This window comes from Roseateles sp. P5_E11, assembly GCF_054049355.1.
The window spans coordinates 1-9,118 of the sequence record NZ_JBFUMO010000209.1 but is presented as its reverse complement, the minus strand read 5'-3'; the positions used below and the strand labels follow the sequence as shown (position 1 = coordinate 9,118).

Below are 9,118 nucleotides of genomic sequence, written 5' to 3'. Positions count from 1 at the left end.
AACTGGCCTCGGTCGTCCTCGCCGATCAGGAAGATGCGCCAGCCGAGGATGCCCTTGTCGACCGGGATCCGCACGGGCAGATAGTCGCGCTCGAGCTGGACCGTGGTTGGTGCCCAGACGACGTCGATATCCTGCCCCGCGGCCATGCTTACGAAGGCTCGCACGGCCACGCTCGGCTTCGCGGAGGGCTGCACGGCGAAGTGGCCATCCGCCTTGCCCAAGGCCAGCTTGAGCAGGCTGGCGTAGTAGTCGCCGCGCTTGTCTCCGGCGGCACCGGACGAAGGGTAGGTCACGACCTGCGGCGCGCCAGGCGAAGGTTCGGCCGACGCGCCGAACCCGCCAAACCCTAGCAGTGCCACGCTGGCCAGGGCTAACGCCCGGCTTGCGATGTGGATCACCGACTGCCTGCAATCACGCATTTTTCAGAGAGCCAATTAGGAATCGCGGTGAGCAGCATGGTGGCCGGCGGGCCATGACGGGAGGCGAGCTTGCCATGCGCGCGACCGTACGCCACCATCTCCCCACACGCCAGCCGTTCGGCGTGCAAGGGAGAAAAAGAATGTTCCCATGGTTTTGGCTCTGGGCGCCGCAGTTGCGCCTGCCCTTCAGCGGCGACGTGGCGCAGGACATCGAGCCGCGCCTGGACTGGTTCTTTGCCGGCATCAAACCCCAGGCGGGCAACGCGCGCATCGAGGCGCGGGCCTTCGACGTGGCGAGCTACGGCGACCAGCTGGGCGTGATCACCCAGCTGTTGATCGAGATGGCCGAGCGGCAGCCGGCCGAGGCCCAGGCCGCGTCCGCGCCACTGCAGGAGCTGCGCCGCATCCACGGCGAGATCGAGGCGATCAAGGCGCAGGAGTGTGATCGCGAGCTGGCCGAGCTGCAGGCGCGCATCCGCCTCCTCGAAAGCCGTCGTCGGCCTGCGGGCTGAGCCCGCGCGCCCAGGCCAGGCCTGGGCGCGCGGCGCGATGAACCTTTTTGTGGATCCTCCGACTACAGGTTGCAACGAGGAGGATTCATGAAGGAACTCAATGCCGGTATTTCCATGGCCCGTCTGGCGCCCCGCTTCGCCGTGTTCGCGCTATGGCTGCCGCTGGTGGGCACAGCCGCGCCAACTACGCTCATCGATCCCCAGGATGCACCACTGATCGCCACGGATGGCACCGCGTTCGTGGTTACTCGCGGGCGCGTGCGGGTTCCGGAGTTGCGTTCAGAGCCGGAAGGTCCTGCCGTTGAATTGGCGGTGGTGCGTGTACGGCGTGCCGGTGCCGACGCCGAGAAGGCCCATGTGATCCTGGCGGGCGGCCCCGGCGATTCCGGCGTCAGGCAGGTGATCGATCTGGCCAGGCATGGTGGCGCGGCGCTGGCGGAATTCATCGATGGCGACCTGGTTGGCATCGACCAGCGTGGCGTGGGCGCCTCCACCCCGAATCTGCGCGCCACGATGCGCTATGGCTTGCCACTCGACAGGCCGGCCTCGGTCGCCGCCTGGCTGCCCTTGATGGAGCAAGCAGCGCGTGCCGTCGCCGCAGAGATGCGTGGGCGCGGCATCCGCCTGGAGGCCTACAACACCGAGGAAAGCGCCGACGACGTCGATGCGGTGCGCCAGTCCTTCGGCTATGGCAAGGTGACCTTGTGGGGCCGCAGCTATGGCACCCACCTGGCGCTGGCCACTGCGCGGCGCCACCCGGGCGCGGTCGAGCGCATGGTTTTGATCAGCCCGGAAGGGCCGGATCACACATGGAAGCTGCCGTCGCAGGTGGATCGGGTGCTGCTGCGCATCGGCGAACGTGCGGGCGCGCCTGGGATGACCGGGCAACTGCACGCCGTCATCGCCGGGCTGGCGCAGTCGCCGGTGGAGGTGGCTGTGACTGATCCGGCCACCGGGCAGGAAGCCAAGGTGGTGATCGGGGCGATGGACGTGCAGTGGGCGATCGCGCAAACCCTCGGCGATCCGCGCGCGGTCGCGACACTCCCCGCCACCGTGCAGGAGATGAGTGCCGGCAACTTCCGGCGCGTGGCGCAGCTGACCCTCTTGCTGCGGCGCCAATTCGGCATCGATTCAGCCATGAAGCACATGACGGACCTGAGCTCCGGAGCGAGTGCGGCGCGCAGCGCACGGATCGAGGGCGAGGCCGGCAACGCCCTGCTCGGCGACACGATGAATTTCCCGGGGCGCTATCTGTACGCTGCATGGAACGCGCGGCAGATCGGGGACGCGTTCCGTGAGCCGGTCGCGGTTCCGGTCCCCACGCTGATGCTGGTGGGCGACCTGGATGCACGCACGCCGGTGGAAAACGCACAGGAAATCGCTGCCACGCTGCCGCAGGCGCATTTGGTCGTCGTGGAAAACGCGGCGCACCAGTTCGACGTGTTCGGGAACGCAGCCATGAGAGCGCTGTTGGGCCGCTTTGTCCGCGGCGAAACCGGCCTGGACCCGCGCATCGCCTTGCCCCTGCCACGCTTCGAAAAGGTCGGCTCGATCCGCACTGAAAGATGACAAGCCCACACCGTGAGTCATCCATGCACAACCCGCTCGCTGACGAATTGCTGGTGATCCGCTGTCAGCTCGGCGAACGGCCGGCCTTTGATGAACTGATCGCGCGTTGGCATCAGCCGTTGTGGCGTTATGCACGTCAGCTTTCAGGCAATGACGCCGCCGCCGATGACGCTGCGCAGGAAGTCTGGCTGCGCGTGTTGCGCGGGATCTCCCGTCTGCGCGAAGGCGCCAAGCTGCGGTCCTGGCTGTTCGGCATTGCACACCGGGTGCTGATGGACCGGCTGCGTGAACAATACAAACAGCCGATTTGTGTCGACACCGATATCGAGCTCGAAGAGCAGCCCGGCGACGACGGCGCGCTCGCCCTCGAATTCGAACTGGCCGCCATGCTGGAGGCGCTGGCGCGCCTGCCGCCGGTTGAGAAGGAGGTGCTGACGTTGTTCTATTTGCAGGAGCTGTCGCTCGACGAGGTTGCCCAGGTGCTGGACATCCCCATCGGCACCATCAAATCCCGGTTGCACCGGGCCCGAAAAATACTCCGGCATCAGCTTGGCATCCAAGGAGTGCAGTCGTGAATCCCGCTTCCATCTCCGCCTTGGCCAACCGCGAGCTGTCAGCCAAGGCGCGCTTCGGCCATGTGGCGCTGTTGCTGGCTGCATTGGCGATGTCGGTCGTCGTCGGCTCGCTGTGGCTGACCGAACCCGCATTGCCGCCACGGACCGTGATCGCCTTCGCCGCCATGACCGGCATCGGCCTGTGCTGGGTTGTCTATGCCGTGTGGGTGCTGGCGTCGCGCCGTGTGCTGCTGGCGTTTCAGCAAGTCGTTGCGGCTCGCATGGCAGTCGGGTTCAGCGCGGTAGCGCTGGCTGGCGCCTTGGCCCTGGGAATGGGCGAAGGCATCGCGGCAGCATGGCCAGCGGCGGCCGTGTTCGCCGTGATGCTGGTGATTGCTGTCATCACGCTGGTGCGCGCGCGCGGCAAGCACAGGCAGCTGACGCAGCGGCGCGCCGAGCTTGAACGCCAGCTTGGCTCTTGAAGGAGTGCTTTCGGCTGGCCGCGCCAAAGGCAGCCGGACAAGAAAAGGCCCTCTGCGGGTGGCGAGCCACCGAGAGGGCCAAATCCACCCAGGGGCGGTGGAGGAGACAAGCGGTATTGCGACGTTGCAATGTTGCGGCGCAGCATAACCGAATCCGGGCTGGATTTGTGTAACGGCGCTGCTCACCAAACGTGAGGCGCGCGGGCGTCAGAAGAAGGCATCGAGAAAGCGGGCGGCCCGGTCGCCGAGCGCGACGATCTTGTTCGTCGCCTGGCGGTAGAACTTGAAGTTCAGCTCGGTCTCGGGCCGGCCATCGTTCCAGTCGGCAAAGGGCTTGAGCTCGGCGCGGCCCAGGCGGCGTTTCACAAGTGCAGCCCGCTTGACAGTGATGCTGACGCGCGGCGTCTGGCGCTCGATGCCCGGCTTTCTAGGCATGGCCTCAGCGGACGTGACCACGCCGCGTGCAACCAACCCCACGCCGCCCTCGTTCTCGCTGGCGAAGAGGTAGATCACATCGCCGGTGGCGATGCGCTTGCCGCCGTACATCGTCTTGTGCGCCGCAAAGGTCCAGGTGCCGGCCTGCGTGTCGGCGATCTCGGCCTTGATAGCGTAGTTCAGACGTTCAGGCACGCGAATCTTGTTCGTAACGGCGCTCGCCGGTTTGCGGGTTGTAGAACACCAGCATGGTCTGCCCGGATTCCGGATCGACGAAGCGCTCCTCGGTCCGCTGCCAGTCGCCACCCGGCGTCGCGTCGCGGGACCGGTAGCGCCAACGCTCCACCAGCACGGCGGCGACAATGATGCAGCCCCAGATCGCGAAGGGCGCCGCGTCGCGATGGCCGGCCAGGCTTGCGCCCAAGCCGATCATGCCGACTGCCAGCGCCACGATGAGCAGCAGGTTGCGCAGCATGGCGTCAGGCCGGCAGTCGCTCGACCACCACGGCCGTGCCGTAGGCGACGATCTCGCTCATGGTCTGGCCCATCTCCGACGAATCGAAGCGCATCATGACCACGGCATTGCCGCCCATCAGCTGGGCGTTCTTGACCATGCGGTCGATGGCGTGGCGTCGCGCCTCCTCCAGCAACTGCGTGTACTCGGTGATCTCACCGCCGACGAGGGAGCGCAGCCCCGCCATGATGTTGCCGGCCAGCCCGCGGCTGCGCACGACGACGCCAAAAACCTGGCCCTTGACCTCGACGACGCGGTGGCCGGCGAGGTTCTCGGTGGTGACGATGATCACGCGACTCTCCTTGTGATGTTGGGGTGGTGTGATCCTGAGCGCATGGGCGTTAGCAAGGCATAAGTGAAGCCGGGCATCGGTCCGCGGCATAGCCATCTCGCAGTGGAATGGGCGGATTTTCGCCACGCCGGACAATCGAGCGCGATGACGACGACGCCGCCACCCGACCCCGATCCGATGCCCCTGCCGCCGCCAGAGCCTGACCTGGACGCCTGCTGCGGCAATGGCTGCGACCCCTGCATCTTCGATCTCTACGACCTGGCCAAGGACGAGTACCGCCAAGCCCTGCGGGCCTGGCGCGAGCGCCATCCGCAGGCCAGTTGAATCAAGGACAGCTCCATGTGCCGCAACATCCGCACCCTGTTCAACTTCGAACCACCGGCCACTGAACTCGAGATCCGCGACGCTGCGCTGCAGTTCGTGCGCAAGCTCAGCGGCTTCAACGTGCCGTCCCAGGCCAACGCGGCGGCCTTCGACCATGCAGTGGCGGCGATTGCCGACGAGGCGCGTGCCCTGATCGCTTCGCTCGTGACGACCGCCGAGCCCAAGAACCGCGAGATCGAGGCCGAAAAGGCGCGGGTTCGTTCTCAGGCCCGTTTCGGCGGCCCGGGGGGATGATCCGCGCGCGTCGGTCCGGCGCAGCAACTCCCCGAGGAACTCCATGCCCAAGCTGATGTCGCTCGTCGTCTGCATGACCGTGCTCACCTGGCTCAGCGCTCTCATGGCCAGTCTCATCCGGGCGCGGGCCTGGACGCCCAAGGGCTTGATGCTGGCCATGGGCAACCGCGACCACATGCCCGAGGCCACGCCGCTGGCCGGCCGTGCTCAGCGCGCGGCGGCCAACACATTGGAGAACCTGCTGTTCTTCGCGGCATTGGCCCTGGTTGCGCAGGCGTCCGGCGCGACGGGCGAACGCGTGCTGCTCGGTGCCCAGGTGTTCCTGTGGGCCCGTGTAGCCTTTCTGGCCGTGTACCTGGCCGGCATTCCCTACCTGCGCACGGCGGTATGGACGGTCAGCATCGTGGGGCTGGGCATGATGTTGAGCGGCATGGTCTAAGGGAGCGCCGAACAAGCCCTCGCGCGCAGCGCATCCCCGCTTTGGGCGGCTTGCGGCGTTGCAAATGCTCGCCATAGCCTGAGCTATGACTGTGCTTTGCGCCTGGCAATCCATCCCAAACCAGGGCGCGCTGCATCGCACGGGCTTATCCGGCGCTCCCTGACGCACAATCGCCGCGCCCCGGCTCCCCAGACATCGCCATGCGCCTGAAGATCGCCCTGTCCTTCGTCGCCCTGCTGCTGCTCGTTGCGGCCTGGTTCGCCTTCGCCTGGCGCTGGAGCTATTCGGACGGCGAGCGTGCCGGTTGGGTGCAGAAGCTCTCACGCAAGGGCTGGGTCTGCAAGACCTGGGAGGGCGAGCAGGCGCTGGTGTCGCTGCCGGGCACGGCCAGCGTCGAGAAGTTCTACTTCACGGTGCACGATGAGGCCGCAGCCCAGGCCATCAACAAGCTCATGGGCCGGCGCGTCAACCTGCACTACGAGGAGAAGGTCGGCCTGCCGGGCTCCTGCTTCGGCGAGACGCGCTACTTCGTCACCGGCGTCACGCTGGTTGATGAAATCTCTCTGTCGCCGGGCGTTGTCGTGCCAGTCGCCCCGAACGCACCCGCATCGGCGGCCAGCCAGTAAGCGCCTCTCGACGAGCGCGTCGGCCATGTCGCCGCCGCTGACGCCAAGCCCCGTGGCCGGCACTGATGACATGACTGGACAGCGTTGTCCGGCGAAACTAGCGGGATGTCCTCGCTGTTCCAACCGCTTCTTCAATCGGTGACATCGCGCTTCGAGCGCCTCGTCGACCCCTATCCGGAAACCAGCGGCGCGGCGCCGCCGGCGCGCTTCTTCGCCTTCCTGTGGCGCTGCGCCGATGGCGTACGGCGGCATCTGCTCGCGGTCACGCTGTTCACGGCCGGCATCGCGGCGGCCGAGGCGCTGCTGTTCAGCCTGATGGCCTCGCTGGTGGACTGGCTGGCCACCGTCAAGCCCGCCGAGCTGTGGAGCAAACCCCAGCCCGTCATCGCGATGCTGCTGGCCGTGCTCGGCGTCAGCATCGTGCTGGCCAGCGTGCAGGCGCTGCTGAAGTACCAGGGCGTGTTCGGCAACTTCCCGATGCGGCTGCGCTGGATCTTCCATCGCCGCATGCTGGCCCAGAGCCTGGCCTTCTTCGGCGACGAGTTCGCCGGCCGCATCGCCACCAAGGTCATGCAGACGGCCCTGGCCGTGCGCGACACCTGGCTCATCGTCGTCGACATCCTCGTCTACGTGGCCGTCTACTTCGGCACGCTGGTGGGCATCGTCGCCAGCTTCGACGCGCGTCTGATGGCGCCCTTCGGCGTCTGGCTGGCGCTCTACATCGTCGCGCTGCGCTACTTCGTGCCGCGCCTGGGCAAGATCGCCCAGGCCCAGGCCGACGCGCGCAGCCTGATGACCGGCCGCATCACCGACGCCTACACCAACATCGCCACCGTCAAGCTGTTTGCGCACGGCCGGCGCGAGGCCAGCTATGCCAAGTCGGCCATGCAGGACTTCATGACCACGGCCTACGGCCAGATGCGCCTGGTGACCGGCTTCGAGATCGTCAACACGCTGCTGTCGGCCCTGCTGGTTGGCAGCACGGCGCTGCTGGCGTTGTGGCTGTGGGGCGTGTCGGCCATCGGCGTCGGCGCGGTTGCCGCGGCCACGGCGATGGGCATGCGACTGAACGGTATCTCGCACTGGGTCATGTGGGAGATGGCCTCGCTGTTCGAGCACATCGGCACCGTGCAGGACGGGCTGGCCACGCTGTCCAAGCCGCAGCTGATCGCCGATGCGAGCGGCGCGGTCGCGCTGACCGTGCAGAACGACGGAACCGGGGGTGAGGTCCACTTCGAGAACCTGCGCTTCGCCTACCCGAACGGCAAGGTCGTCGTCGATGGCCTTGACCTGCGCATCAAGCCAGGCGAGAAGATCGGCCTGGTCGGCCGCAGCGGCGCGGGCAAGAGCACGTTGGTGAACCTGCTGCTGCGCCTGTACGACATCCCGGAAGGCGGCGGCCGCATCCTGATCGACGGCCAGGACATCCGCCACGTCACCCAGGACTCGCTGCGCCAGCACATCGGCATGGTCACGCAGGACACCTCGTTGCTGCACCGCTCAGTGGCCGACAACATCCTCTACGGCCGCCCGAGCGCGACGCAGCCCGAGCTGGAGCGCGCGGCCGAGCGTGCGCACGCCGACGAGTTCATTGCCACGCTGTCCGACCCCAAGGGCCGCACCGGCTTCGAGGCCCATGTCGGCGAGCGCGGCGTCAAGCTCAGCGGGGGCCAGCGCCAGCGCATCGCCATTGCCCGCGTCATGCTGAAGGACGCACCCATCCTGCTGCTGGACGAAGCCACCAGCGCCCTCGACAGCGAGGTCGAAGCCGCCATCCAGCAAAGTCTTTACACGCTGATGGAGGGCAAGACGGTCGTCGCCATCGCCCACCGGCTGTCGACCATCGCCGCGCTGGACCGGCTGGTGGTGATGGATGCCGGCCGCATCGTCGAGCAGGGCTCGCACGCCGAGCTGTTGGCGCAGGGCGGCATCTACGCGCGGCTCTGGACGCACCAGAGCGGCGGGTTCCTAGGGCTCGAAGATTGACCAGCGCCCGTCACGCCGACGCAGCAACTGCTGGGTGATGGCCCCCTTGGCATCCGGCCCGATGCGCCGGCTGGCTTCGCGAATGGCGGCAATGCCCTCGGCCGAGTTCGCGTCGCAGAAAGCCAGCACATCGCGCGACGGGATGGCAACGACAGCGCCGTTGGGTGTCTTGTCGGCGAACAGGTGATCCCACAGGCCATCCAGCAGCACCAGGCAGGCCTCGTGGTCGCCGTCCAGCAGCAAGCCGTAATAGGGCGGATGGTCGACCAGCCGCAGGCCGGGCTGGCCTTTCACGAGCTTCATCAGGTTGGACAGGGCCTGGCGGTGCAGCACATCCAGGTTCATGCCGGCCGCGCGCATCTCGTCGCGGCCCACCGACACCCAATGCGAGCCGGCGTCGACGTGATAACCCACGGCGAAGACGCCGGCGCAAGCCCGCGTCGGCGGCATCATGCCGGGCTCGTTGGGGATGTCTGGCGGCAACTGGCCAGGGGCCACCCGCATCTCCAGCTCTTGCCCATCGGGCCCGACACCGTCGGCCACGCCGCGCAGCACCGGCAGGGCCTGCTGGACGGGCGCGCGCTGGGCCGCCGGCGCGGCCGGGGTGGCCGCCGCCTCAGGGCCACGCCGGCGCTCGCGCAATTCGGCCTGGCGGATGGCGGTGGCCAGCTC

13 protein-coding genes and 1 pseudogene are annotated in these 9,118 nt (G+C 67.5%); 9 read left to right on the top strand and 5 right to left on the bottom strand.

Going from position 1 to position 9,118, the window contains the following annotated elements; all coding sequences use genetic code 11:
• Nucleotides 1–398 (bottom strand): annotated as a pseudogene (locus ACXJKR_RS16410) (hypothetical protein); the annotation flags it as partial.
• 161 nt (nucleotides 399–559) lie between these two features.
• On the opposite strand from ACXJKR_RS16410, the gene ACXJKR_RS16405 reads away from it, so the two are divergent.
• The 4 genes from ACXJKR_RS16405 (at nucleotide 560) to ACXJKR_RS16390 (ending at nucleotide 3,536) form a co-directional block, all read left to right on the top strand.
• On the top strand, nucleotides 560–931 hold the full coding sequence (locus ACXJKR_RS16405; RefSeq protein WP_056201071.1) for a hypothetical protein: 372 nt from the start codon (nucleotides 560–562) through the stop codon (nucleotides 929–931).
• Nucleotides 932–1,018: 87 nt separating this feature from the next.
• Nucleotides 1,019–2,500, top strand: a complete 1,482-nt coding sequence (locus ACXJKR_RS16400; protein WP_457323726.1) for an alpha/beta fold hydrolase — start codon at nucleotides 1,019–1,021, stop codon at nucleotides 2,498–2,500.
• A 23-nt stretch (nucleotides 2,501–2,523) separates the two neighbouring features.
• Entirely contained in the window at nucleotides 2,524–3,075 is a 552-nt protein-coding gene (locus tag ACXJKR_RS16395; RefSeq protein ID WP_056201067.1) for an RNA polymerase sigma factor, read from the top strand.
• Nucleotides 3,072–3,536: a hypothetical protein gene (locus ACXJKR_RS16390; RefSeq protein ID WP_157281880.1), complete on the top strand. Its 465-nt coding sequence runs from the start codon at nucleotides 3,072–3,074 to the stop codon at nucleotides 3,534–3,536. Before ACXJKR_RS16395 ends, ACXJKR_RS16390 begins: the two co-directional genes overlap by 4 nt.
• A gap of 207 nt (nucleotides 3,537–3,743) precedes the next feature.
• Here the strand turns inward: ACXJKR_RS16390 and ACXJKR_RS16385 are convergent, their stop codons facing one another.
• Genes ACXJKR_RS16385 through ACXJKR_RS16375 form a run of 3 tightly spaced genes read right to left on the bottom strand, consistent with a single transcriptional unit; the run spans nucleotide 3,744 to nucleotide 4,777 of the window.
• Entirely contained in the window at nucleotides 3,744–4,154 is a 411-nt protein-coding gene (locus ACXJKR_RS16385) for a hypothetical protein (protein WP_457323727.1), read from the bottom strand.
• A 4-nt stretch (nucleotides 4,155–4,158) separates the two neighbouring features.
• Nucleotides 4,159–4,446: a hypothetical protein gene (locus ACXJKR_RS16380; RefSeq protein WP_457323725.1), complete on the bottom strand. Its 288-nt coding sequence runs from the start codon at nucleotides 4,444–4,446 to the stop codon at nucleotides 4,159–4,161.
• A gap of 4 nt (nucleotides 4,447–4,450) precedes the next feature.
• A complete protein-coding gene (locus tag ACXJKR_RS16375) occupies nucleotides 4,451–4,777 on the bottom strand; it encodes a YbjQ family protein (RefSeq protein WP_056201061.1) in 327 nt (108 codons plus the stop codon).
• 144 nt (nucleotides 4,778–4,921) lie between these two features.
• Here ACXJKR_RS16375 and ACXJKR_RS16370 point away from each other — a divergent pair, with 144 nt between their 5' ends.
• From ACXJKR_RS16370 to ACXJKR_RS16350, 5 genes are all read left to right on the top strand, one after another.
• Nucleotides 4,922–5,101 carry an oxidoreductase-like domain-containing protein gene (locus ACXJKR_RS16370; RefSeq protein WP_457323724.1) on the top strand — a complete coding sequence of 60 codons (180 nt, stop codon included), beginning with the start codon at nucleotides 4,922–4,924 and terminating at the stop codon, nucleotides 5,099–5,101.
• A gap of 15 nt (nucleotides 5,102–5,116) precedes the next feature.
• Complete coding sequence (locus ACXJKR_RS16365) at nucleotides 5,117–5,395, top strand: DUF2277 domain-containing protein (protein ID WP_056201055.1); 279 nt, start codon at nucleotides 5,117–5,119, stop codon at nucleotides 5,393–5,395.
• A gap of 43 nt (nucleotides 5,396–5,438) precedes the next feature.
• Entirely contained in the window at nucleotides 5,439–5,834 is a 396-nt protein-coding gene (locus tag ACXJKR_RS16360; protein WP_457323723.1) for an MAPEG family protein, read from the top strand.
• A gap of 200 nt (nucleotides 5,835–6,034) precedes the next feature.
• Nucleotides 6,035–6,460: a hypothetical protein gene (locus tag ACXJKR_RS16355; protein ID WP_056201050.1), complete on the top strand. Its 426-nt coding sequence runs from the start codon at nucleotides 6,035–6,037 to the stop codon at nucleotides 6,458–6,460.
• A gap of 105 nt (nucleotides 6,461–6,565) precedes the next feature.
• Entirely contained in the window at nucleotides 6,566–8,446 is a 1,881-nt protein-coding gene (locus ACXJKR_RS16350; RefSeq protein WP_157281878.1) for an ABC transporter ATP-binding protein, read from the top strand.
• Here ACXJKR_RS16350 and ACXJKR_RS16345 read toward each other — a convergent pair.
• Nucleotides 8,429–9,118 (bottom strand): hypothetical protein (locus tag ACXJKR_RS16345; protein ID WP_457323722.1); only part of this gene is annotated, 690 nt, incomplete at its 5' end. The two genes, ACXJKR_RS16350 and ACXJKR_RS16345, sit on opposite strands and share 18 nt — an antisense overlap.